22 protein-coding genes, 1 tRNA gene and 1 pseudogene are annotated in these 23,614 nt (G+C 72.2%); 14 read left to right on the top strand and 10 right to left on the bottom strand.

The window, feature by feature from the left end; translation table 11 throughout:
* The first annotated feature begins 46 nt into the window (after nucleotides 1-46).
* A complete protein-coding gene (locus tag AC07B0_RS22510) occupies nucleotides 47-808 on the top strand; it encodes a phosphoglyceromutase (protein WP_356882984.1) in 762 nt (253 codons plus the stop codon).
* Between the two features lie 96 nt (nucleotides 809-904).
* Here AC07B0_RS22510 and AC07B0_RS22515 read toward each other — a convergent pair whose 3' ends face one another.
* Both AC07B0_RS22515 and phoU read right to left on the bottom strand, forming a co-directional pair.
* The gene (locus tag AC07B0_RS22515) at nucleotides 905-1,054 is read right to left on the bottom strand and encodes a hypothetical protein (RefSeq protein ID WP_167344738.1); all 150 of its coding nucleotides are present in this window, start codon (nucleotides 1,052-1,054) and stop codon (nucleotides 905-907) included.
* 137 nt (nucleotides 1,055-1,191) lie between these two features.
* On the bottom strand, nucleotides 1,192-1,869 hold the full coding sequence (phoU, locus tag AC07B0_RS22520; protein WP_351825640.1) for a phosphate signaling complex protein PhoU: 678 nt from the start codon (nucleotides 1,867-1,869) through the stop codon (nucleotides 1,192-1,194).
* 197 nt (nucleotides 1,870-2,066) lie between these two features.
* On the opposite strand from phoU, the gene phoR reads away from it, so the two are divergent.
* A complete protein-coding gene (gene phoR / locus AC07B0_RS22525; protein WP_356882986.1) occupies nucleotides 2,067-3,293 on the top strand; it encodes a two-component system sensor histidine kinase PhoR in 1,227 nt (408 codons plus the stop codon).
* Nucleotides 3,290-3,970, top strand: a complete 681-nt coding sequence (gene phoP, locus AC07B0_RS22530) for a two-component system response regulator PhoP (RefSeq protein ID WP_037795450.1) — start codon at nucleotides 3,290-3,292, stop codon at nucleotides 3,968-3,970. Before phoR ends, phoP begins: the two co-directional genes overlap by 4 nt.
* Before the next feature lie 96 nt (nucleotides 3,971-4,066).
* Here the strand turns inward: phoP and AC07B0_RS22535 are convergent, their stop codons facing one another.
* The gene (locus AC07B0_RS22535) at nucleotides 4,067-4,750 is read right to left on the bottom strand and encodes a DUF461 domain-containing protein (protein ID WP_356882988.1); all 684 of its coding nucleotides are present in this window, start codon (nucleotides 4,748-4,750) and stop codon (nucleotides 4,067-4,069) included.
* Nucleotides 4,751-5,304: 554 nt separating this feature from the next.
* Between AC07B0_RS22535 and AC07B0_RS22540 the strand changes: the two genes are divergently transcribed.
* From AC07B0_RS22540 to AC07B0_RS22565, 6 genes are all read left to right on the top strand, one after another.
* The gene (locus AC07B0_RS22540) at nucleotides 5,305-5,787 is read left to right on the top strand and encodes a CarD family transcriptional regulator (RefSeq protein ID WP_003953493.1); all 483 of its coding nucleotides are present in this window, start codon (nucleotides 5,305-5,307) and stop codon (nucleotides 5,785-5,787) included.
* A gap of 253 nt (nucleotides 5,788-6,040) precedes the next feature.
* Nucleotides 6,041-6,787 (top strand): 2-C-methyl-D-erythritol 4-phosphate cytidylyltransferase, encoded by a 747-nt coding sequence (gene ispD, locus AC07B0_RS22545; protein ID WP_356882990.1) that lies wholly within the window; start codon nucleotides 6,041-6,043, stop codon nucleotides 6,785-6,787.
* Nucleotides 6,777-7,301, top strand: a complete 525-nt coding sequence (gene ispF, locus AC07B0_RS22550; protein ID WP_356882992.1) for a 2-C-methyl-D-erythritol 2,4-cyclodiphosphate synthase — start codon at nucleotides 6,777-6,779, stop codon at nucleotides 7,299-7,301. The genes ispD and ispF overlap by 11 nt, the downstream gene beginning before the upstream one ends.
* A 162-nt stretch (nucleotides 7,302-7,463) precedes the next feature.
* A complete protein-coding gene (cysS, locus tag AC07B0_RS22555; protein ID WP_356882994.1) occupies nucleotides 7,464-8,864 on the top strand; it encodes a cysteine--tRNA ligase in 1,401 nt (466 codons plus the stop codon).
* 100 nt (nucleotides 8,865-8,964) lie between these two features.
* Nucleotides 8,965-9,936: a 23S rRNA (guanosine(2251)-2'-O)-methyltransferase RlmB gene (gene rlmB, locus AC07B0_RS22560; protein WP_356882996.1), complete on the top strand. Its 972-nt coding sequence runs from the start codon at nucleotides 8,965-8,967 to the stop codon at nucleotides 9,934-9,936.
* Between the two features lie 171 nt (nucleotides 9,937-10,107).
* On the top strand, nucleotides 10,108-11,652 hold the full coding sequence (locus AC07B0_RS22565; RefSeq protein ID WP_467296454.1) for a DoxX family protein: 1,545 nt from the start codon (nucleotides 10,108-10,110) through the stop codon (nucleotides 11,650-11,652).
* Between the two features lie 121 nt (nucleotides 11,653-11,773).
* On the opposite strand, the gene AC07B0_RS22570 is transcribed toward AC07B0_RS22565, so the two are convergent.
* From AC07B0_RS22570 to AC07B0_RS22585, 4 genes are all read right to left on the bottom strand, one after another.
* The gene (locus AC07B0_RS22570) at nucleotides 11,774-12,571 is read right to left on the bottom strand and encodes a nucleotidyltransferase family protein (protein ID WP_478898794.1); all 798 of its coding nucleotides are present in this window, start codon (nucleotides 12,569-12,571) and stop codon (nucleotides 11,774-11,776) included.
* A 63-nt stretch (nucleotides 12,572-12,634) separates the two neighbouring features.
* On the bottom strand, nucleotides 12,635-13,048 hold the full coding sequence (locus AC07B0_RS22575; RefSeq protein WP_356883001.1) for a hypothetical protein: 414 nt from the start codon (nucleotides 13,046-13,048) through the stop codon (nucleotides 12,635-12,637).
* A 274-nt stretch (nucleotides 13,049-13,322) separates the two neighbouring features.
* Nucleotides 13,323-14,414 carry an ABC transporter ATP-binding protein gene (locus tag AC07B0_RS22580; protein WP_356883003.1) on the bottom strand — a complete coding sequence of 364 codons (1,092 nt, stop codon included), beginning with the start codon at nucleotides 14,412-14,414 and terminating at the stop codon, nucleotides 13,323-13,325.
* Between the two features lie 374 nt (nucleotides 14,415-14,788).
* Complete coding sequence (locus AC07B0_RS22585) at nucleotides 14,789-16,171, bottom strand: RNA-guided endonuclease InsQ/TnpB family protein (RefSeq protein WP_478898795.1); 1,383 nt, start codon at nucleotides 16,169-16,171, stop codon at nucleotides 14,789-14,791.
* A gap of 159 nt (nucleotides 16,172-16,330) precedes the next feature.
* Here AC07B0_RS22585 and AC07B0_RS22590 point away from each other — a divergent pair.
* A tRNA-Thr gene (locus AC07B0_RS22590) sits at nucleotides 16,331-16,406 on the top strand.
* An 86-nt stretch (nucleotides 16,407-16,492) separates the two neighbouring features.
* Here AC07B0_RS22590 and AC07B0_RS22595 read toward each other — a convergent pair.
* Nucleotides 16,493-17,872 carry an NAD(P)/FAD-dependent oxidoreductase gene (locus AC07B0_RS22595; RefSeq protein WP_469380537.1) on the bottom strand — a complete coding sequence of 460 codons (1,380 nt, stop codon included), beginning with the start codon at nucleotides 17,870-17,872 and terminating at the stop codon, nucleotides 16,493-16,495.
* A 278-nt stretch (nucleotides 17,873-18,150) separates the two neighbouring features.
* Between AC07B0_RS22595 and AC07B0_RS22600 the strand changes: the two genes are divergently transcribed.
* From AC07B0_RS22600 to AC07B0_RS22615, 4 genes and pseudogenes are all read left to right on the top strand, one after another.
* Nucleotides 18,151-18,840, top strand: coding sequence for a DsbA family protein (locus tag AC07B0_RS22600; protein ID WP_469380539.1), 690 nt, complete (start codon nucleotides 18,151-18,153; stop codon nucleotides 18,838-18,840).
* A gap of 36 nt (nucleotides 18,841-18,876) precedes the next feature.
* Nucleotides 18,877-19,782: an aminoglycoside phosphotransferase family protein gene (locus AC07B0_RS22605; RefSeq protein ID WP_469380541.1), complete on the top strand. Its 906-nt coding sequence runs from the start codon at nucleotides 18,877-18,879 to the stop codon at nucleotides 19,780-19,782.
* Nucleotides 19,783-19,810: 28 nt separating this feature from the next.
* A complete protein-coding gene (locus AC07B0_RS22610; RefSeq protein ID WP_356883013.1) occupies nucleotides 19,811-20,290 on the top strand; it encodes a GNAT family N-acetyltransferase in 480 nt (159 codons plus the stop codon).
* Nucleotides 20,291-20,325: 35 nt separating this feature from the next.
* Nucleotides 20,326-20,966, top strand: a pseudogene (locus AC07B0_RS22615) (pentapeptide repeat-containing protein).
* 32 nt (nucleotides 20,967-20,998) lie between these two features.
* Here AC07B0_RS22615 and AC07B0_RS22620 read toward each other — a convergent pair.
* Together AC07B0_RS22620 and AC07B0_RS22625 are read right to left on the bottom strand one after the other, a co-directional pair.
* The gene (locus tag AC07B0_RS22620; protein ID WP_356883016.1) at nucleotides 20,999-21,502 is read right to left on the bottom strand and encodes a hypothetical protein; all 504 of its coding nucleotides are present in this window, start codon (nucleotides 21,500-21,502) and stop codon (nucleotides 20,999-21,001) included.
* Between the two features lie 116 nt (nucleotides 21,503-21,618).
* Nucleotides 21,619-22,773, bottom strand: a complete 1,155-nt coding sequence (locus tag AC07B0_RS22625) for a M4 family metallopeptidase (protein WP_478898796.1) — start codon at nucleotides 22,771-22,773, stop codon at nucleotides 21,619-21,621.
* Between the last annotated feature and the right edge of the window lie 841 nt (nucleotides 22,774-23,614).

Genomic DNA, 23,614 nt, shown 5'->3' on the forward strand with positions numbered 1-23,614 from the left:
CCACACCGCGCGCGAGCGCCCCGGGACGTCCATTAGGCTCGTACGCATGGCCGACGCACCGTACAAGCTGATCCTGCTCCGTCACGGCGAGAGCGAGTGGAACGCGAAGAACCTGTTCACCGGCTGGGTGGACGTCAATCTCAACGAGAAGGGCGAGAAGGAGGCGGTCCGCGGCGGTGAGCTGCTCAAGGACGCCGGCCTGCTCCCCGACGTCGTGCACACCTCGCTCCAGAAGCGCGCGATCCGCACCGCGCAGATGGCGCTCGAGGCCGCCGACCGTCACTGGATCCCGGTCCACCGCTCCTGGCGCCTGAACGAGCGCCACTACGGCGCCCTCCAGGGCAAGGACAAGGCCCAGACCCTCGCCGAGTTCGGCGAGGAGCAGTTCATGCTGTGGCGCCGCTCGTACGACACCCCGCCGCCGGCCCTCGAGGACGGCACGGAGTACTCGCAGTCCGAGGACCCGCGCTACGCGACGATCCCGCCGGAGCTGCGCCCGAAGACCGAGTGCCTCAAGGACGTCGTCGTCCGCATGCTGCCGTACTGGTACGACGGCATCGTCCCCGACCTCCTCGCGGGCCGCACCGTCCTGGTCGCCGCGCACGGCAACTCCCTGCGCGCCCTGGTCAAGCACCTGGACGGCATCTCCGACGCCGACATCGCGGGCCTCAACATCCCCACCGGCATCCCCCTCGCCTACGAGCTGGACGCCGAGTTCAAGCCCCTGAAGCCGGGCGGCACCTACCTCGACCCGGCCGCCGCGGCCGCCGCCATCGAGGCCGTCAAGAACCAGGGCAAGAAGAAGTAGCCCTCGCGGTCCCGCCCGCCACCCGCGCGTACGGCGCGGGGAGAACGTGAAGGGCCCCTCCCGGGGACGGGAGGGGCCCTTCTGGCGCGGGCGGGTTCAGCCGCCGCACTGGCAGGGGGCGCCGGACTGGCAGCCGCAGCCGCAGCCCGATCCGCAGCCGCAGGCCGCGAGCAGCGGCAGGCGCAACGGCTCGGGCCGCGGCGGCTGCTCCTGCTCCGGGGTGATGGGGACGGGGGAATCGGGCATGGATCCTCCTCGTGGGGGCACGCACAGCACGTACGGCACGTCGTACGCAGTTGCCTTCGCCCTCATTCATGCCCAGCCGCACCGGCGCGTCAACGGCGCACTGAAGCGTGCCGCCGCACGCGCGGGCCCGGACGGGGTCAGACGCCGTCGACCTGCGTCGGCTGCTGGAGCTCGTCCGCGTGCTCGCCCGTCACCAGGTACACGACGCGCTTCGCGACCGAGACCGCGTGGTCCGCGAAACGCTCGTAGTAGCGGCCCAGCAGGGTCACGTCCACGGCCGTCTCGATGCCGTGCTTCCAGCGGTCGTCCATCAGGTGCTGGAACAGGGTGCGGTGCAGCTGGTCCATCTCGTCGTCGTCCTGCTCCAGCTGGAGCGCCAGGTCGACGTCCTTCGTGATGATGACCTCGGCCGCCTTCGCCATCAGGCGCTGCGCCAGCTGCCCCATCTCCAGGATGGTCGCGTGCAGGTCCCGCGGCACCGCCGTGTCCGGGAAGCGCAGCCGCGCCAGCTTCGCCACGTGCTGCGCGAGGTCGCCGGAGCGCTCCAGGTCGGCGCTCATGCGCAGGGAGGTGACGACTATGCGCAGATCGGTGGCGACCGGCTGCTGGCGGGCCAGCAGGGCGATCGCCCGGGCCTCCAGGTCGTGCTGGAGGTCGTCCACCTTCTGGTCGGCGGCGATGACGCTCTCGGCCAGCTTCAGGTCGGCGTCGAGCATGGAGGTGGTGGCCCGCCCGATCGCGGAACCGACGAGCCGGGCCATCTCGACCAGGCTCTCTCCGATCGAGTCCAGTTCCTCGTGGTACGCGTCCCGCATTGGTGTCCCTCTCTCGCCTACTCGCCTACTGCTGCGTGGCCTCTTGCCCCACGTTGACACGTTCGGCCCCCAACGCGTCCGACTCCGGCACCACAAGTGAATCAACCCCGTCGCCAGGGTGAACTCTGGGCGACGACTGTTCGAGGTGCCACCCGAACGGCTGTGGAAGTGCCGTCGTGCCTGCTTAACCTGGATGCATGGACGTGAACGCGGCGGTCGCCGCAGCTGCAGCGATCGCCGGTCTTTGCACCGGCGTGATCGCGATGCTGGCGTTCCGCTGGAGCGAGCGCGACCAAGCCCGCCCCACCCGGAGCTCCATGCGCCCCGACATCAACGCGGTGCTCCCGCCCGGCGTGGACACGGTCCTCTCCGTGCTCCGCTCCTCCGCCGTCGTCCTCGACGAAGGCGACGCGGTGGTCAAGGCCAGCTCGGCGGCGTACGCCCTCGGGCTGGTCCGCGGCGGGAAGCTCGCCGTGGAACCGATGCTCCACATGGCCCGCGACACCCGCCGGGACGGAGAGATACGTCAGATCGAGCTCGACCTCCCGCGCCGCGGCACCGGCCGCGGCGAGGCCCTCGCCGTCTCGGCCCGCGTCGCCCCGCTGGGGTCCCGGCTCGTGCTGCTGCTCGTCGAGGACCTCACCGAGGCCCGCCGCATCGAGGCGGTGCGCCGCGACTTCGTCGCGAACGTGTCGCACGAGCTGAAGACCCCGGTCGGAGCGATCTCCCTGCTCTCGGAGGCCGTCATGGACGCCTCCGACGACCCAGAGGCGGTCAGCCGCTTCGCGGGCCGCATGCAGATCGAGTCGGCCCGCCTGATCAACCTCGTACAGGAACTGATCGACCTCTCCCGGGTACAGAACGACGAGGCCCTGGAGGACGCCGAGCCCGTACGCGTGGACACGCTGGTGGCGGAGGCCATCGACCGCTGCCGCCACACGGCCACCTCCAAGCAGATCACCATGGCCGCCGGCGGCACCGCCGACCTGCGGGTATGGGGACACCGGGGGCAGCTGGCGGCCGCCCTCGGGAACCTCGTGGAGAACGCCGTCAACTACAGCCCGGCCCGCACCCGCGTCGGCATCGCCGCGCGACGGGTGACCGCGCCGGGTGGAGACTTGATCGAGATAGCCGTGACCGACCAGGGCATCGGCATCCCGGAGAAGGACCGCGAGCGCGTCTTCGAGCGCTTCTACCGCGTGGACCCGGCCCGCTCCCGCGCCACGGGAGGTACGGGCCTCGGCCTCGCGATCGTGAAGCACGTGGCAGCCTCGCACGGCGGGGAGGTGTCGGTATGGAGCTCGGAGGGCCAGGGCTCCACGTTCACCCTGCGGCTCCCCGAGGCGGCCGCGCCGGCCCCCGCACCCGCCCGACCCCTGCTCGAACCAGAACCAGTCATCCCTGCCCCGGAGGTCCTTCCGTGACCCGAGTGCTCGTCGTCGAGGATGAGGAATCCTTCAGCGACGCCCTGTCCTACATGCTCCGCAAGGAAGGCTTCGAGGTCGCGATCGCGGCGACCGGGCCCGACGGGCTCGACGAGTTCGAGCGCAACGGCGCCGACCTCGTCCTGCTCGACCTGATGCTGCCCGGCCTGCCCGGCACCGAGGTCTGCCGGCAGCTGCGCGGCCGCTCCAACGTCCCCGTGATCATGGTGACCGCCAAGGACAGCGAGATCGACAAGGTCGTCGGGCTGGAGATAGGAGCCGACGACTACGTCACCAAGCCCTTCTCCTCGCGGGAGCTGGTCGCCCGCATCCGAGCGGTCCTGCGCCGCCGCGGCGAACCGGAGGAGGTCACCCCGGCGGCCCTGGAGGCCGGGCCGGTACGGATGGACGTGGACCGACACGTGGTCACCGTCGGCGGCGGGAAGGTGGACCTCCCGCTGAAGGAGTTCGACCTGCTGGAGATGCTGCTGCGCAACGCGGGCCGCGTGCTGACCCGCATGCAGCTGATCGACCGGGTGTGGGGCGCGGACTACGTCGGCGACACCAAGACCCTCGACGTCCACGTCAAGCGCCTGCGCGCCAAGATCGAGCCGGACCCGGGCGCGCCGCGCTACCTGGTGACGGTCCGCGGCCTGGGCTACAAGTTCGAGCCGTAAGCAGTGGTCCGCACGCGGGGCGGTACGCGACGGGGAAGGCCCCCAGCCTCACAGGCTGGGGGCCTTCCCCGTGTACGAGCGGTCCCGCTGCGGGCCTCAGTGGCCGGCGCTGGGGGAGGGGGAGCCGGAGGGCTTGCCCGACGGGGCGCCCGCAGCGCCCGAGGGGGAGCCGGACGGCGAACCGGACGGCGCGCCCGAGGGGGACCCGGAGGCCGCGCCGGACGGGCTGCCGGACGGGCTGGCGCCCACGGCCGGGGCCGCCGGGGCCTCGGTGGGGCCGAAGCCCGCGTACATGCCGGCGGCCGGCACGATGAAGGCCTCCAGGGCCACGTCGCCCGTGCGGCTCAGGTCGAAGACGACCTCCTGCACGTTGCCGTCCTCGACGGCCGTGCGGCCGCCCTCGATCACGGCGGAGGCGTTGTCCTTGCCGCCGATCACCACGGAGCCGAAGGCCGGCACGGTGATCTTGCCGGAACCCTCCGCGGCCTTCAGGACGACCTTGGACTTGCCACCCTTGAGGGTGATCCCGTCCAGGGTCTGCGCCTTGTCGCCGTTGTTGAAGACCGTCGCCGAGACGACGGCCGGGCCCTTCTTGTCCTTCTCCGCCTGGGTGATCACCAGGGCGTTCTGGATCTGGATCTCGCCCTTGGTGACGGCGGCGTTGTCCGGCTTGATCTGGAGAGTCTGCGCGTCGTTGCCCGCACCGCACGCGGCGAGCGAAGCGATCGAGAACACGACGGCGGAAGCGGCGAGGGCGCCGCGTCGAAGGCTGCGGCTCACGGCGGCGGCAACTCCTAGGACGTACGGACGGGAGGGTGGACGCTCGGGACGGCCGAGGTAAAGCCGCCCTAAGGGTGTGTCAGCGCGCTTAGGTTACCGAGCCGCCGCCCCGCCCCCGCACCCGACCCTCCGCAGCGCGCACGCCGCCCTGAGCGGGTCCGGCGATCTTGCATTCCCCATATCGTCCGCGTGCCGTCCGGTGATCAATTTCCGGATTCCGTCGAACGCCGCCGCGTGATCAATTCCGGATTGGGCCGGAACCCGCTCCGTACGGGTGCCCGCCAGTCGAACGGAGTACTTCGGTTTCCGGCTTCTGAACCCGGCAAAACGGGACGTACGTCACTCTCGCGGACTCCTTCGTCAGGTGTACGGTGGTCGTTTCGCCCGGTCCGCACAGCGCCTCCGACCTGCGAATACCCCCTTCCCGGAGCCCTTCGCAGCACGTCCCTGTCGCTGTTGTCAAGCCCCGAGATGTGCCCTGACCTGCGAAAACGCCATTCATAACAGTCAAATCTCGTGTTACCCTGGATAGCCACGGAAGGGGTACCTGTCACATGACGTTCAAGGTTGGCGACACCGTGGTCTATCCCCATCACGGGGCCGCGCTGATCGAGGCCATCGAAACTCGCCAGATCAAAGGCGTGGACAAGACCTACTTGGTGCTCAAGGTCGCCCAGGGCGACCTGACGGTTCGTGTGCCTGCGGACAATGCGGAGTTCGTCGGCGTTCGCGACGTAGTCGGCCAGGACGGGCTGGACCGGGTCTTCGAGGTGCTCCGCGCACCGTATGCAGAAGAGCCGACGAACTGGTCCCGGCGCTACAAGGCAAATCTGGAGAAGCTCGCTTCTGGCGATGTCATCAAGGTCGCCGAAGTGGTGCGTGACCTGTGGCGTCGTGAGCGTGAGCGAGGGCTCTCCGCGGGTGAGAAGCGCATGCTCGCGAAGGCGCGCCAGATTCTCGTCAGCGAGCTCGCGCTCGCGGAGAACACCAACGAGGACAAGGCCGAGGCCCTCCTCGACGAGGTTCTCGCGTCCTGACGCGAAGCCCCGTTCATCAGAACAATGAGCAGTACACAGCTGTGCCGCGGTGCCCGATGACGAGCTCCCTCCTCCACGAGGGAGCTGTTGCCGGGCGCTGCGGCATGTCTGTACCCATACCTTTTTTCTTGGCGTGCCGGGCTCGGGCAGCCTGCTCGACCGGTCGTCACGGAAGGGGCGAGGGCGTCGCACCCGGCACGCTTCAGGCCATACCCATGTCGGCCGAAGTCACAAACCTGGCTCGGAGCTACTGATGTCTGACGAATCGCGTCCCCACCGCACGGCCGCGGTGATCCCGGCCGCGGGCCGCGGGGTCCGCCTCGGCCCCGGTGCCCCCAAGGCCCTGCGGGCCCTCGGCGGGACGCCCATGCTCATCCACGCCGTCCGCGCCATGGCCCGCTCCCGCGCCGTGTCCCTCGTCGTGGTCGTCGCCCCCTCCGACGGGGCCGCCGAGGTCCGCCTCCTGCTCGACGAGCACGCCCTGCCCGACCGCACCGAGGTCCTGGTCGTCCCCGGCGGCGAGACCCGCCAGGAGTCCGTACGCGCCGGCCTGGACGCCCTCCCGCAGGACGTCACCTCCGTACTCATCCACGACGCGGCCCGCCCGCTCGTCCCCGTCGACACCGTCGACACCGTCGTCGAAGCCGTGCGCGACGGCGCCCCCGCCGTCGTCCCCGCGCTGCCCCTGGCCGACACCGTCAAGGAGGTCGAGCCCGGCAAGCCCGGCGAGCCCGAGCCGGTCGTCGCCACGCCCGAGCGCGCCCGGCTGCGCGCCGTCCAGACCCCCCAGGGCTTCGACCTGGAGACCCTGCTGCGCGCCCACCGGGAGATCGCCGTCCTCGGGGAGGGCGCCACCGACGACGCCGGCATGGTGGAACGGCTCGGCGTGACCGTCGTGACCGTCCCCGGCCACGAAGAGGCCTTCAAAGTCACCCGTCCGCTCGACCTGGTCCTCGCCGAGGCCGTACTCGCCCGCAGGAGGGCCACCGATGCCTACTAGTCCCGCAGACCCCGCCGGGCAGGCCGCCGCGCCCCTGATGCCGCTCGTCGGCATCGGCACCGACGTCCACGCCTTCGAGGCCGGCCGCGAGCTGTGGTGCGCCGGCCTGCTGTGGGAGGGCGAGGACGGCCTCGCCGGGCACTCAGACGGAGACGTCGCCGCGCACGCCGCCTGCGACGCGCTCTTCTCCGCCGCCGGCGTCGGCGACCTCGGCGCGCACTTCGGCACGTCCCGGCCCGAGTGGTCCGGCGCCTCCGGCGTCACCCTTCTGGCGGAAGCCGCCCGGATCGTCCGCGCCGAGGGCTTCGAGATCGGCAACATCGCCGTCCAGGTGATCGGCGTCCGCCCGAAGGTCGGCAAGCGGCGCGAAGAGGCGCAGAAGGCGCTCGCGGCCGCCGCGGGCGCCCCCGTCGCGGTGTCCGGCACCACCACCGACGGACTGGGCCTGACCGGCCGGGCCGAGGGGCTCGCCGCCATCGCCACCGCCCTCGTGTACCGGACGGGCCGGGCCTGAGACCCGGCCGGTGCCGTGCCGGAGCGCATCCCTCACCAACCGGGAAAACCGCCCGTACGGGACCTCGTACGCGCCCCGTCCGCACCGCTTCGGCGGCAATCCCCGCCCCCGCGTCCCCAAAGGGTCGCGGGGCACTGCTAGAGGCGCACTACCCTGGATGCCGTGACTATTCGCCTGTACGACACCAGCGCCCGGCAGATCCGCGACTTCACCCCGCTCACAGCGGGCTGTGTCTCGATCTACCTCTGTGGCGCCACCGTCCAGGCGGCCCCGCACATCGGGCACATCCGGTCGGGCCTCAACTTCGACATGATGCGCCGCTGGTTCGAGTACCGGGGCTACGAGGTCACCTTCATCCGCAACGTCACGGACATCGACGACAAGATCATCGCGAAGTCCGCCGAGCAGCGCCGCCCCTGGTGGTCCATCGGCTACGAGAACGAGCGCGCCTTCAACGACGGCTACTCGGCCCTCGGCTGCCTCCCGCCCACCTACGAGCCCCGCGCGACCGGACACGTCACCGAGATGGTCGAGATGATGCGCGGGCTCATCGAGCGCGGCCACGCCTACGAGTCCGAGGGCAACGTCTACTTCGACGTGAAGTCCTTCCCGGGCTACCTCTCGCTGTCCCGCCAGGAGCTCGACAACATCCGCCAGCCGGAGTCCACCGGCGAGACCGGCAAGCGCGACGCGCGCGACTTCGCCATGTGGAAGTCCGTCAAGCCCGGCGAGCCCTCCTGGGAGACGCCCTGGGGCCGCGGCCGTCCCGGCTGGCACCTCGAATGCTCCGCGATGGCGCACAAGTACCTCGGCGAGGCCTTCGACATCCACGGCGGCGGCCTGGACCTGATCTTCCCGCACCACGAGAACGAGATCGCCCAGGCCAAGGCCTTCGGCGACGAGTTCGCGAAGTACTGGGTGCACAACGCCTGGGTCACCATGTCCGGCGAGAAGATGTCCAAGTCCCTCGGGAACTCGGTCCTCGTCTCCGAGATGGTCAAGCAGTGGCGCCCGATCGTCCTGCGCTACTACCTCGGCACCCCGCACTACCGGTCGATGATCGAGTACAGCGAGGAGGCCCTGCGCGAGGCGGAGTCCGCCTTCGCCCGCATCGAGGGCTTCTACCAGCGCGTCATCGAGAAGGCGGGCGGGCCCGTCGAGGCCGCCGCCGAGGTGCCGCCGGCCTTCGCCGAGGCGATGGACGACGACCTGGGCGTCCCGCAGGCGCTCGCCATCGTCCACACCACCGTCCGCCAGGGCAACAGCGCGCTCGCCGCCGACGACAAGGACGCGGCGATCGCCCGTCTGTCGGAGGTACGGGCCATGCTGGCCGTGCTCGGCCTGGACCCGCTCGACCCGCACTGGGCCGGCGAATCCGACCGCGGCGAGGACCTCCACGGCGCCGTGGACACCCTCGTACGCCTCGTCCTGGAGCAGCGCGAGTCCGCCCGGGCCCGCAAGGACTGGGCGACCGCCGACGCCATCCGCGACCAGCTCCAGCAGTCCGGCCTGGTCGTCGAGGACAGCCCGACGGGTCCGCGCTGGACGCTCGGCCCCCGCTGAGCCCGGCGGAGCCGGAGCAGTCCGACTGTGCCGCCCGGCGATCCGGGCGGCACACTCTTCATACGTACATATCGCAGCACCAACGAAACAGGTAGAGGTCATGGCCGGGAACAGCCAGCGCAGGAACCGCCGCACGTCCAACAAGAAGGGCGCCACGGTCGGCAGCGGTGGCCAGCGGCGCAAGGGCCTGGAAGGAAAGGGCCCCACGCCCAAGGCCGAGGACCGCAAGAAGCACAAGGCGAACCGGATCAGCAACGCCATCGCCCGCCAGGCCGCCAAGCGCCGCCCCGCCCCGCGCCGCGGCGGCCCCAAGGGCACCAGCGAGATGGTCGTCGGCCGCAACCCGGTCTTCGAGGCGCTGCGCGACGGCGTCCCCGCCACCACCCTCTACGTCCAGCAGTTCATCGACAACGACGAGCGCGTCCGCGAGGCCCTCCAGCTCGCCTCCGAGCGCGGCAACATCAACCTGATGGAAGCCCCGCGCCCCGAGCTCGACCGGATGACCAACGGGCTCAACCACCAGGGCCTCGTCCTCCAGGTCCCGCCGTACGAGTACGCGCACCCGGAGGACCTCACCGCCGCCGCGTACGAAACCGGCGACGACCCGCTGATCGTCGCCCTCGACGGGGTCACCGACCCGCGCAACCTCGGCGCCATCGTCCGCTCCGTCTCCGCCTTCGGCGGCCACGGCGTGGTCATCCCCGAGCGCCGCGCCGCCGGCATGACCGCCGGCGCCTGGAAGACCTCGGCCGGCACCGCGGCCCGCACCCCGGTCTCCCGCGTCACCAACCTGACCCGCGCCCTCCAGGACTACAAGAAGGCCGGCATCACCGTCGTCGGCCTCGCCGCCGAGGGCGAGCACACGGTCAACGACCTGGAAGCGCTCGCCGGTCCCGTCGTCATCGTCGTCGGCTCCGAGGGCAAGGGCCTCGGCCGCCTCGTCGGCGAGAACTGCGACTACCTGGTCCGCATCCCGATGCCGGGCGGCGCCGAGTCGCTGAACGCCGGTGTCGCCGCGGGCGTCGTCCTCTACGAGGCGGCCCGCCGCCGCGCCGAGCGCGGCCGCGCCTGATCCGTCCGGCCGTCCCGGCGAACGGACGGCCGGCTTGATCCACTTGGCTCACGGAAAGTGACACGTGAGCGTGTCACCCCGCCCTTTTCGGGCGGGGTGACTTGATCTTGACGGGTCTCGGACAGATCCCTGATGTCAAGGCAGTGTCCTAAACACTGATCACTCGGTTAGATGAGTGTGGACACCAGAACGTCAGGGTTCGACGACCAGCCCGCGCTGAGCATGGTCAAGGTGCCGTGCGACCCCGCACAGGTCATCGTCAACCACGCCAGCTTCCGCGTGCGGCTCGCACCGAGCCCGAGCGCGCGTTCCAAGCCCGCGAATGCCCCCGGCCGCGCGCCCGTCCTCGGCGTGGCCGCGGTCGCCGCCGCCGGAGCCACCCGCCGCCGGGCCCCCGTCGTGTGGAGCGGCAAGTCCGCCCCCGGCGACTCCGCCGCGATGGGCGGACTCCTGCAAGCCGTACGGGAGGCGGGGCGCGGCCACGACGAGTACGACGGCGGCGCCACCCAGGTCATCCCCCGCGTGGACCTGGCCCACGACCTCGCCGGGGACACCCTCGCCACGCCGACCGTCATCGGTCAGCGCAGCTACGGGGACCCGGAGGACACCCGCCCGCTGGCCGCCGTACGGGACCTGCCGCGCGAGCACCACGCGCCGCAGTACCCCGGCGGGGACCCGGACGGCGACTCCCGGCGCGCCGGCGACGCCCGCGGCCAGGCCTCCTACTACCCCGGCCGCCGCATGAACCTCGGCGTGGTGCTGCTCCCGCTGCGCGTCTTCCTCGGGTTCATCTCCGTCTACGCCGGCATGGGCAAGCTGTGCGACCCCGTCTACTTCGACGGCGGCGAACGCGGCTCCATGGTCACCTGGCTCCAGACCCTGCACCCGTGGGCGCTGGCCGAGCCGCTGCGCGACTTCGCGCTGGCGCACCCGGTCGGGGCCGGGCTGAGCGTGGCCTTCCTCCAGGTGATCGTGGGCGTCCTGACGGTCTTCGGGCTGTGGCAGCGGTTCGCCGCCTGCATCGGCGCGCTGCTGTCCGCCGCGCTGCTGATGACGGTGAGCTGGAAGACCGTCCCGGCGTACGACGCGCCCGACATCATCTACCTGGCCGCCTGGAGCCCGCTGATCATCGCGGGCGCGCCGGTGTACTCCCTCGACGGGCGGCTCGCGGGCGAGGCGTGGCGCACGCTCGGCCCGCGCTCCGAGGTCTGGCGGCTGCGCCGGCGGGTCCTGCGGCGCGGGGCCGTCATGGCCACCGTCGTGTGCGGGCTCACCCTGCTCGTCGGTTCCCTCCTCGGCGGGGCCGTGCGCTCCTCCACGGTGGTCACCGTGCCCGGGCCGGGAGAGGCCCCGAGCAACTACCTGCCGGGTACGCCGCTCCAGAAGGCTCCGGCCAGGCAGCCCGAGCCCGTGCGGCAGCAGCCGTCGAAGCAGGCGCCGGCCCCGTCCGTGGCCCCCTCGGCGCCGACGGCGAAGCCCGGCCGTACCAGTACCGGCTCCACGGCCCGGGAGACCGCGGGCACCGGCGGCGGGACCCCGTCCGCCACCAAGGGCGGCAGCGGTACGAGCAGCAGCCGGGCCCCGCGCAGCAGCGCCCCGAAGCAGTCCAGCCCGCAGCAGCCGCCCACCTCGTCCTCGGGGAGCCGCGGCGGGAGCGGTGGCGGCGGGGACACCCCGACCAAGAAGCCCGGCCTGGTCGGCGGCCTGCTCGGCTGACCCGTACGGCACACCCGACACGGCCCGGGGGCCCGGCGCGCGAGGAGCGTGCCGGGCCCCTTCGCGTGCGGGTGTGTGGGAGCGGGTCGGGGTCGCCGGGCGGCCGGGGCCCGGGGAAGCCTCAGGGGGCCGTCTGGGCCGCCAACTCCCGTGCGGCCTCGGTCAGGTCCTTCGCGGTGTCGATCGCCCGCCAGTAGGCCCCCTGGGGCAGCGGATAGCCCGCCAGCCGGCGTTCGCGGGCCAGGCGCGGGAACGTCGTCCGCTCGTGGTCCCCCAAGTCGGGGAGCAGCGCGGTGAATTCGGGGGCGAAGACGTACACCCCCGCGTTGATCGGATAAGGCGACGGCGGCGCCTCGATGAAGTCCAGTACCTGCCCGTACTCGTTGGTCTCCACGACCCCCCACGGCATGCGCGGCCGGGCCAGCGCCAGGGTCGCCACGGCCCCGCGTTCGGTGTGGAAGGCGGCCATCTCGCGCAGCGGGAACCGGGTCCACACGTCGCCGTTCGTCGCGTACCAGGGCCGGTCGGCGTGCGGGAGCCGGCGGGCGGCGTACTTGAGGCCGCCGCCGCGTCCCAGCGGCTCCTCCTCGACGACGGTGGTCACGCGGAGCGGCAACGGGGCCCGGGCCAGCCACTCCTGGAGCACCTCGGCGAGGTGCCCGCAGGAGACGACGGCGTCGGTGACACCCTCCGCCGCGAGCCAGGCCAGCTGGTGCCCGATGATCGGCAGCCCCGTACCGGGGATCTCGACCATCGGCTTCGGCCGGTCGTCCGTATACGGCCGCAGCCGCGAACCCTGGCCGCCCGCCAGGACGACCGCCTGGGTGGGGAAGGCCGGGAACGCGGCCGCGAGATCGGTGGATTGGGGAAGTACGGGAGGTGCGGGAGGTGCGGGGGGTACTGGAGGGACGTCGCTCATGGCCGTCAGCGTAGGGACGGCCCCTGCCCCGGCGGTGGCAGGCGCGGCGGGGGTCGGCGGGGGTCAGCCCATGGAGGCGACGCCGGCCGCGTAGGAGGTGTCGCAGACGGGGCGCGCGAAGGACTGGGCCTTCGTGGGTCCGTACGCGTCGACGGCGGCCCGGCCCAGAGCGCGCGCGATGCCCACGCAGTGCTCGGCGAGCGACGGCCGCCGGTCCACCTCCTGCTGGAGGTGCGTGAGGACGGCGCCCGGCTCCTGGCCCTGCTGGAGCTCGCTGAGCAGCTTGTCGCGCAGGAGTTCCTGTGCGGCGCGCGGCTTCGCGGGGACGGACACGTCCTCGGCGGAGGCGGTGAGGATCTGGGAGGGGGTGTTGTCCGCCCAGGGGACCATGGTGACCGCGAGGGTCCCGGACAGGACCAGGACGACGGGCAGGACCAGGGCGAGGGAACGGCCGATACGGCGGGCAGTGTGGGTCACGAGGGCGAGAGTAGCGCTCGGTGAAGATTTGGCGACATTTAGTCACCCTGTCGGGGGATGGTTCGACGTGGCTTTTCGAATAAGGGGTTGACGGGTGCGGCCGAATGGCCCGGTCTGCCGGGGTTTGGCGCGGGGGCCGGCGCGGGATGCGCGCGGGCTCCGGCGGGGCTTCGGCGGGGTCTCCGGCGGGGGTTGGCGCGGGCCGGCCGCAACTGCCGAAGGAGGGGCGCCCCTTGGCGGGGCGCCCCTCCTTCTGTGTTCCGTGCGGCGGGTGTCAGCCGGAGAGGCGGGCGCCCGAGGAGGTCGAGAACACGTGGATCTCGTCGGCGCGCGGCACCACGCGCAGCGTCGAGCCCTTCTCCGGGACCTGGCGGCCGCCGACGCGGACCACGATGTCCTTGGCCTTGTCGGCGCCGACCGCGGCGCTGCCGTAGACGTAGCCGTCGGCGCCGAGTTCCTCGACGACGTTCACGGTGATGGTCAGGCCGCCGGTGTCGCCGATGTCGAAGTGCTCGGGGCGCACGCCGACCGTGACGGTGCGGTCGCCCGCGTCGGCGGCGGCGGACAGCGCCTCGCGCGAGACGGGGACGATGCTGTCGCCGAACTTCACGCCGCCGTCGGTGATCGGTACCTCGACGAGGTTCATGGCGGGCGAGCCGATGAACCCGGCCACGAAGAGGTTCGCGGGGCGGTCGTACATGTTGCGCGGGGTGTCGACCTGCTGGAGCAGACCGTCCTTGAGGACCGCGACCCGGTCGCCCATGGTCATGGCCTCGACCTGGTCGTGGGTGACGTAGACCGTCGTGATGCCGAGGTCGCGCTGGAGCGCGGCGATCTGGGTGCGGGTCGAGACGCGGAGCTTGGCGTCGAGGTTCGACAGCGGCTCGTCCATGAGGAAGACCTGCGGCTTGCGCACGATGGCGCGGCCCATGGCGACGCGCTGGCGCTGGCCGCCGGAGAGCGCCTTCGGCTTGCGGTCGAGGTAGGTGGTGAGGTCGAGCATCTTCGCCGCGTCCTCGACCTTGCGGCGGATGGTCGCCTTGTCCTCGCCCGCGATCTTGAGCGCGAAGCCCATGTTGTCGGCGACGGTCATGTGCGGGTAGAGCGCGTAGTTCTGGAACACCATCGCGATGTCCCGGTCCTTGGGCGGCAGGTGCGTGACGTCGCGGTCACCGATGCGGATGGCGCCGCCGTTGACGTCCTCCAGGCCCGCGAGCATGCGCAGGGAGGTGGACTTGCCGCAGCCGGAGGGGCCGACGAGGACGAGGAACTCGCCGTCCTCGATCTCCAGCTCCAGCTGGTCGACGGCGGGCTTGTCGCCGCCGGGGTACAGCCGGGTCGCCTTGTCGAAAGTGACAGAAGCCATGGTGATGAATCCCTTCTACCGGCAGGAACGTGCCGGACGATCCGAGTGGAAGGTCTAGTCCAGTAACAGGACTCCGCCCGACGCTACCCGCCCCGCCGCCTCCTGTCAGCACCCCGCCCCCCGTGATTTGAACCTCGCCCGGCGGGCCGGGGCCGGTGTGCGAGCGGCCGGCGGGGGCGGCTCCGTGCCCTTGGCGAGAGGCAGAGCAACGCGCTTTTGGCCATGGCGCTACGCCCCACCACTGTCACCAGTGGTGATTCCTGCTTCCACGCCCGTTGCCGGTCGGGCGTGACCCTGAGGGTCCCGCCCGGCCGGTCTGACACGGGCTCCACAGGCATTGCGGCCGACGGCCCGTCGGTCCGTACTGCGGGTGGCTACGCGGCCGGTGCGAGATCCACCAGGTCGGAAGCCCGGATCACACACGCGGGCTTCTGCCCGGGCGGAAGCGCCGCGGCCACCGTCCAGTAGAGCCGCATCCCCTCTTCCCGGAGGTTCACGGCGGCGTTCGTGTCCCGGTCGTGGGCCGCACCGCACTCCGTGCAGGTCCACGCGCGGATGGAGACGTCGAGCTTCGGTCCCTTCGTGTGGCACGAGGAGCAGCGCCGGGTAGAAGGGAAGAACCGGTCCACGATCACCAGCGTCCGTCCGTACCACGCGCACTTGTAGTGGAGCCGGCGTAGGAGTTCGCCCCAAGCCGCGTCGGACAGGGACCGGTTCAGTGCTGCCTTGCGGCGACTGCCCCGTCCCGTCGCCGCGCGCGCGAGATTGCGGATCGGCAGGTCCTCCACCACGAGCACTTGGTTCTCGCGCACGAGGCGGGTCGTGAACCGGTCCAGGAGATCACTCCGGACATCACCGATCGAGGCGTACAGGCGGGCGATCCGCACGCGGGCCTTCTCGCGGTTCTTCGAACCCTTCCGCTTCCGGTGCAGGTCGCGCTGGAGCGAGGCGAGCTGCTTCTCGTACTGCCTCAGCAGCCGGGGGTGCGGCAGCTTCTCCCCGTCGTCCAGCGTCACCAGCGTCGCGAGTCCGAGGTCCAGCCCGACCGCCTTCGGCTCCCGGCTGTCGGTGAGGAACGCCTCGGGGAGCGCCGAGATGAACTCCTCGACCAGCACGGAAAGGAAGAACCGGCCCGCCCGGTCCCGGGTGACCGTCAGTTTCACCGGCAACTGCCCCGGCGGCACCGCGCGGGACCAGCGCACGTCCAGGGGTGTCGTCTGCTTGGCCAGCGTGACCGAGGCCGTGCCCGGGCGCTCCGGGTCCTCGGCCCAGCGGAAGCCGGAGCGGACGTAGGTCGCGGAGTCGCGCGACCGGTGCTTCGACTTCCGCCGCGGGTACTTCGCCGATCCCCTGAAGAACCGGGAGAACGCCGAGTCGAGGTGCCGCAGCGACTGCTGGAGGACCGTCGAGGACGCCTCCCTCAGCCATGCCGTCTCCGGTAGCCGCTTCCAGCCCGTCAGCGCCCGGCACGTCTCCGCGAAGCCCAGCGAGACCCGGTGTTCCTCCCAGGCCTTCGCCCGGAGGGCGAGGCCCTCGTTGTAGACCCAGCGGCAGGCGCCGAAGGTGCGGGCGAGCTGGGCCGCCTGCTCGGCGGTGGGGTAGACACGGAACCGGTAGACGCGCTGCTGTGCGCCGGGTTCCCTGCTCAGGCCCTTCAGCGGAGCTGCTGTCCGCGTCCGGTGTTTGGTGCGATCACCCACCCCGAGGTGTTCGCGCTTGATGCGACGGGCTTCGTCCCCCGTCACGCGGTTCGCCATCACTCCCCCCGATCTGATCTTCAGAACGGCACGCCAGTTCGTTCAACGAACGTGTGCGCTGGCGGTTACGGGACCCCCAGAACGTGATGGCTCGGGGAATCCGGGCCTGTGTAGAGTGATGGCGGCTCCACGCGTGGTGGGTTTGCGGGTGGGCGTCATGCCGCCTTAGCTCAGTTGGCAGAGCGGTTGCCTTGTAAGCTCCAGGTCATCGGTTCGATTCCGATAGGCGGCTCCACCCCAGGTCAGAGGCTTGTCGACCGAGGGGTTCGGACGAAAGAGGAAGGCCCCGGGTGATCACCCGGGGCCTTCCTGTGTTCGGGGTCAGTGGCGGCCTGAGATGCGGTTGGCCAGGCGGGCCAGGGGGGTTGTCGTGGGGCGGTGGGTGGCGGTCTCGTGGCGGTCGGCCTCGCGGTAGGCGGCGTACAGGGCCTGGACGCCGAGCCAGCGGAAGGGCTCCGGCTCCCAGCGGCGGACGCGGTGGTTGACCCAGGGGAGCGAGGTCAGGTCCGTGTAGTTCTCCAGGACCAGGTCGCGCAGGGTGCGGGCCGCGAGGTTGGCGGTGGCGACGCCGGAGCCGACGTAGCCGCCGGCCAGGCCGAGGCCGGTGGTGCGGTCCAGGGAGACGGTGGCGCACCAGTCGCGGGGCACGCCGAGGACGCCGGACCAGGCGTGGGTGATCTCCGTACCGGTGAGCTGGGGGAAGAACGAGGTGAGGAGGGCGGTCAGGGCGGTGATCGTGGCCGGCTGGGTGCGGCCGTCGTTGTCCGTGCGCGAGCCGTAGCGGTACGGGACGCCGCGGCCGCCGATCGCGATGCGGTCGTCCGCGGTGCGCTGGGCGTACATGTAGGCGTGGGCCATGTCGCCGATGACCTCGCGCCCCGACCAGCCGAGGGAGGCCCAGACCTCCGGCGGCAGCGGGGCCGTGGCGATCATCGAGGAGTTCATCGGGAGCCAGGTGCGCTTCTGGCCCTTGAGGGCGGCGGTGAAGCCCTCGGTGCAGCGCAGGACGAAGGGGGCGCGGACCGTGCCGTACGGGGTGACGGCGCGGCGGGGGGCGATCTCGGTGACGGGGGTCGACTCGTGGATGACGACCCCGAGGCGTTCGCAGGCCGCGGCGAGGCCCTTGACCAGTTTCAGGGGGTGGACCCGGGCACCGTGCGGGGTCCAGCTGGAGCCGACGGCGTCGGCGATGTCGACGCGGGCGCGGGTGGCGGGGGCGTCGTGGAACTCGCGGTCGGTCTCGCCGAAGCCGAGCTCGGCGGTGTGGAAGGCCCTGAGGCGGGTCAGCTGGGCGGGGGTGCGGGCGACTTCGAGGACGCCGCCGCGGTGGACGTCGGCCTCGATGCCCTCCTTGACGGTGACGTCGATGACCTCGGTGACCGTGTCGTTCATGGCCTGCTGGAGGCGGAGGGCGGCCTGGTGGCCGTGGAGTTCGGCGTACCGGTCGCGGCCGGCGATGCCGTTGTAGAGCCAGCCGCCGTTGCGGCCGGAGGCGCCGTAGCCGCAGAACTTCTGCTCCAGGACGGTGACGCGCAGGTCGGGTGCGGAGGACTTGAGGTAGTAGGCGGTCCACAGACCGGTGTAGCCGCCGCCGACGATGACGACGTCGGCCGTGGCGTCGTGGGTGAGGGGGGCGCGGGCCGGCTGGGGGGCGGTGGTGTCCGTCGCGTACCAGAAGGAAATGCCGCCGTTGATCGTCATGGGGGAGTTGCTACACGGGGTGCCGGAGGGGTGTCCAGGGGCGGGATGTCGTGTTTCGGGACCTGTTGCCAGGCCGAATGGCCGATGCGGGCGGGGCGGACGGGATCGTAGGGTGCGATGGGGTGGCTTGGGGGGTTTGTAGAGCTTCAGGGCTTTGGCGGCCTTGGCGAACTTGATGGCTTTGGCGGCCCGGACGGCGCTGCGGGCCTTACGTGGAGAGGGTTTCGGTGGTGGGTGTGCGCGGGGCGGTACGCGGGACAGGGCGCGCGGGACGGATCGTGACGGCGGCCGCCGCGGCGGCCCTGCTGGGCACGGCACTGGCCGGCTGCGGCGGCTCCGGCGGGGACGGCGCCGCGTCGTCCTCGGCTTCGGCCGTCGTGCGGACCAGCCCCATCGCGGACCGGCTGGCGAAACTGCCCGCGGCGGCCGACGGGGCGAAGGTGGTCGTCGGCAGGCCCGACGCGCCGCGCACCGTACAGGTCCTGGTGGACCCGCGCTGCGGGTACTGCGCGAAGTTCGAGGCGGCCGGCGGCGAAACCCTGCTGAAGCTCGCGGACGAGGGCAAGGTACGGATCGAGTACCTGCTGGCCTCCTTCCTCGACCGGGGCGGGGCGAGCGGCTCCGTCAGGGCGGTGAACGCGCTGCGGGCCTCCGTCGACGCGGGGAAGTTCGCCGAGTACCACGCGGCGGTCTTCGCCAGCCAGCCGAAGGGCGCCTTCACCGACGAACTGCTGCTGCGCATCGCGGACCGGGTCCCGGGGCTGCGCGGCCCGGACTTCGACCGGGCGGTGGAATCCGCCCCGTACGAGGGGTGGGTCGCCGACGCGGAGAAGGCCTTCGAGGCGACGGGCGTGCAGGGCACGCCGGCGGTCCTCGTGGACGGGAAGCCGGTCGGCGCGAAGGACGGCTCGATGTTCGACGCCGAGGCCTTCGGGCGGACCCTGGCGGCGGCCGGCATCGGGGCGTGACGGCACCACTTCGACGACACTGCCTAGGGTGTTGCCATGGTGGAGATTCCGGACGGGTTGGTGCGGGCGCAGCTGCGGGACAACGGCGCGGCGGGGCGGGAGTTCGTCGAGGCACTGCCGGCGCGGGCGGCCGGGTTCCTGGAGCGGTGGCGGCTGCGCGTGACCGGACCCGGCATGTACGGGGCGACCGCGCTGGTGCTCCCCGTGGAGCGGGCGGACGGCACACCGGCGGCACTGAAGCTGCTGGTGCCGGACGAGGAGAGCGCGGGCGAGCCCCTCGCACTGCGGGCGTGGGACGGGCGGGGCTGCGTCGAGCTGCGGGAGCACGACGGGCCGACGGGGACGATGCTGCTGGAGCGCCTGGACGAGGGCCGGCCCCTGTCGGGACTCGCCGAGCGGGACTCCCGGGCGGCGGTGCGCGTGATCGGGGAACTGCTGGCCCGGCTGACGTCCGTACCCGCGCCCCCGGGGCTGCGCGGGCTGGGCCCGATCGCGGCGGCGATGCTCGACGCGGCGCCGCGGGCGGCGGCCGTCCCGGCGGACGCGCGGGAGCGGCGGCTGCTCCTCGACTGCGCGGCGGCGGTCGCGGAAGTGGCGGGCGAGCCGGGCGACCGGCTGCTGCACTGGGACCTGCACTTCGACAACGTGCTCGGCGGCGGCGCGGGCGGCCGCGAGGAGTGGCTGGCGATCGACCCGAAGCCGCTGGCCGGGGACCCGGGCTTCGAACTGCTGCCGTCGCTCGTGAACGTGTTCCGGCCGCAGGAGGTGCGGTGGCGCTTCGACCTCCTGACGGAGGCGGCCGGCCTCGACCGGGAGCGGGCACGCGCCTGGACGTTGGGCCGGGTGCTGCAAAACTGCCTGTGGGACCTGGAGGACGGCGAGGACGAACTGCCCGAGCGAGAGGCGTGGGTGGCGCGGACGCTGCTGGGCCGCCGGCCCTGACGGCGCGGCCCGCGCCTAGGGTGACGGCATGATCCGTGACGCCGAAATCACCGATGTTCCCGTCATCCACGCCATGATCCGTGAGCTGGCCGCCTACGAGAAGGTCCCGCACGAGGCGCGCGCGTCCGAGGAGCAGCTGCGCGAGGCCCTGTTCGGCGAGCGGCCGGCGGCCTACGCGCACATCGCGGAGTCCCCGGACGGGGAGCCCGTCGGCTTCTCGGTGTGGTTCCTGAACTTCTCCACGTGGCGCGGGGTGCACGGCATCTACCTGGAGGACCTGTACGTGAGGCCCTCCGCGCGCGGCGGCGGCCACGGCAAGGCGCTGCTCGCGGAGCTGGCGCGGACGTGCGCGGAGCGGGGCTACGCGCGGCTGGAGTGGTCGGTACTGAAGTGGAACGCGCCGACGATCGCGTTCTACGAGTCCCTGGGCGCGCGGCCGCAGGACGAGTGGTCGGTGTACCGGCTGACGGACGGGCCGCTGGCCGCGCTGGCGGCGGACGCGGCGTAGGGCGGGCTGTCAGTGGGGTGGGTCAGGATGGGGGGATGGCGCGTACGGGTGGGCAGCGGCAGGGGACGGTGAAGGCGGCGCGGCGGCCGGAGGTGCGGCTGCCGGAGCTGACGGCGTGGGACGGGTCTGCCCTGGAGCCGGACGGGGACTACGACGGGCTGGAGTTCGACGGCCTCGACCTGGCGGGCCAGGAGGGCGTCGGGGCGCGGTTCATGGACTGCGCGCTGCGCCGGTGCGCGCTGGACGAGGCGGGGCTGGCGAAGGCACGGTTCATGGACTCGGTGCTGGAGGGCGTCCGGGGAGTGGGGACCGACCTGTCGGGGGCCTCGCTGCGGGACGTGGAGCTGGTGGACGCCCGGCTGGGCGGGGTGCAGCTGCACGGGGCGGTTCTGGAGCGGGTCCTCGTGCGCGGCGGGAAGATCGACTACCTGAACCTGCGGAAGGCACGCCTCAAGGACGTGGTGTTCGAGGGCTGCGTACTGGTGGAGCCGGACTTCGGCGGCGCGGGGCCGACTTCAGCGGGGTCCGGATGACGGACGTGGACCTGCGGGAGGCGGCGGAGCTGGGGATCGCGCGGGGGGTGGACGCGCTGGCCGGGGCGGTGATCAGCCCGGCGCAGCTGTTCGACCTGGCACCCGCGCTGGCGGCGCAGCTGGGGGTGCGGGTGGTGGCGTAGGGGCTCGGGGATTCCGGCCGGGCCGGGGGGGGCTAGGCGGGGACGCGGGGGAAGCGGGCCTGGAGGGTCCAGATGACCGGGTTGTCGGCGAGGCCGTCGTGCATGTCGACGAGGTCGGCGATCAGGTCGTGCAGGAAGTCACGGGCCTCGCGGCGCAGCAGGCGGTGGCTGAAGGTCAGCGGGTCCTCTTCGGGCGCCATCCAGTCGGCCTCGATGTCGACCCAGCCGAAGCGGCGCTCGAAGAGCATCCGGTCCGCGGACTCGGTGAAGTCGAGTTCGGCGTACTGGCGGTTGGCGGAGCGGCTGCCGCGCGGGTCCTGGTCGAGCTGCTCGACGATGTCGCAGAGCGCCCAGGCGAAGTCGAGTACGGGCACCCATCCCCAGGCTGTGGATACTTCCAGGTCCTTGTCGGTGTCGGCGAGGTAGACGTCACCGCAGAAGAGGTCGTGGCGCAGGGTCCGGATGTCCGCCGACCGGTAGTCGGTCTGCGGGGGGTCCGGGAAGCGCCGGGAGAGGGAGTAGCCGATGTCGAGCACGTACCCGATGGTGTCACGGCTGCGACTCCCCCGGCGCCCGGGTCCGACCCGGGCCCGTCGGGGTCCGACCCGGGCCCGTCCGGGGGCAGGGCCGGGGAGCGGGGTGGTCGCGGGGGTCAGCGGACGTTGACGGCCGTCCAGGCGGCGGCGACCCGGGCGGCCTCCGGGGAGGAGGCGCCGTACAGCTCGGTGGCGGCCTTGAGGGTCGCGGTGCGGGCGCGCGCGTAGTTCGTGGTGGAGGTCATGTGGACGGTCAGCGCCCGGTACCAGATCTGGGTGGCCTTCTCGCGGCCGATGCCGAGGAGCTTGGAGCCGTCGTGGGTGGGGGAGTCGTAGGTGACGCCGTTGATGACCTTGGGGCCGCTGCCCTCCGCGAGGAGGTAGTAGAAGTGCCGGGCGGGGCCGGAGGCGGCGTGCGGGGGCAGGTTGGCGACGTCGCGTGACCAGTAGTCGGGGGAGACGCCGTCGCTGCTGGGGCGGTCCATGCGGCGGGGCGGGCCGTCGTAGACGCGTTCGCCGATGAGGTAGTCGCCGACGTCCGTCTTGTTGTCGGCGAAGAACTCGCCGGCGGTGGCGAGGATGTCCGAGGTGCCCTCGTTGAGCCCGCCGGGCTCGCCGCTGTAGGCGAGGCGGGCGGTGGAGGCGGTCAGGCCGTGGGCGAGTTCGTGGCCGACGACGTCGAGGGAGGTCGGGGGCCGGCCGGGGACGTTGCCGTCGCCGTAGGTCACGCAGGCGCAGCTGTCGCTCCAGAAGGCGTTGCCGTAGTTGGTGCCGTAGTGGACGCGGGAGGTCGTGCCGACCCCGTCGCCGCGTACGCCGCTGCGGCCGAAGGCCGCCTGGTAGAAGTCCCAGGTCACGGCGGTGCCGTAGTGGACGTCCACGGCCGCGGTCTGACGGTGGGAGGCGCTGCCGTCGCCCCAGGTGTTGTCGGGGTCGGTGAACAGGACGCCGGGCCCGGAGGTCTGGTTGAGTGCGTCGAGGGTGCGCTGGTCTCCGCGGGAGGGGTCACGGAGCTGGTGGGTGGTACCGGTGAAGTGGGTGCCGAGGGGGACGGTACCGGCGTACTGGCTGTTGCCGGTGCCGGTGCCTGCGGCGCTGGTGGGGGTGGTGCCCGTGCCGGTGGCCTGCTGCCGGCTGGGGGTGGCGGGCCCCGGCGCCGGGGCGGCGGTGGCGGTGGCGGTGGCCGCCGGGAGCGCGGTGGCGGCCAGGGCGGCGGCGCCGAGCAGGACGGCGGCGAGGCGGGTGCGGGGAGAGGGCGCGGGGTGGGTCACTCGTGCTCCTTCGCGGGGGTGGCCGGGGTGGCGGCGCGAGTGAGCGTGCCATCGAGGGGGCCGGGCGCGGCAGCCCTACGACGGCACCCCGACCGTGGTTGTCCGAACCCGACGCCGGACTGTCCGGATCCGGGTGGGTGGGGTGGGGGGTCGGGGTGGGGGGTGGCTGGGAGGGGTCGGGGGTGGGCGGTGCTCCCTTGATGGGGTCGGGTGTGTGTCGGGGGCTGCCCGTCAGTCCACTGTCCTTCCGTTTCGGTCCGGTCCCTCAAGGGCGCTCACTTCGTTCGCGTCGCTTCGCGATGGCCTTCGGCCACCCTTGACCGACCGGCCCGAAACGAAATGCCAAAGACTGCCGGGAAGCCCCCGAAGGAGGGCAGGGGGGAACGACTGCCCAAAGGTTCCGTCAGCGATGAGCCGAGGGGCCGGGGGTCGCCCGACCGGGCACACGGCCCCCTCGCGGCCCCTTCCGGGACCACACCCGAGCCCTAGCCACCCGAAATGACGACCACGACGTCCTGGGGTGCAGTCAGGCGCGCGTGAGATCGCTACGCGCTCCTCTCGGCTTAGCGTCCCGCGACCGTCTGGGGCTGGACATAGACCGCCCACACGGCCCACCCATCACCCTTGACGTGCGGCTACCGCCCGCCTGTACTCCTGCGGTGACACCCTCCGGCAGGAAAGACCTCCAGGCTTCCCCTGGGAGTGACCACGGCTGGTCGTCGGCCGCTGAGACGACACCGGGCACAGATGCCTCCTGCGGCCTATGTCCAGCCCCAGACGGGCCGCTGTCGCTGAGCCGAGAGGAGCGCGTAGCGATCTGACGCGCCTGACTGCGCCCCAG

The organism is Streptomyces sp. NPDC044704 (assembly GCF_056433525.1).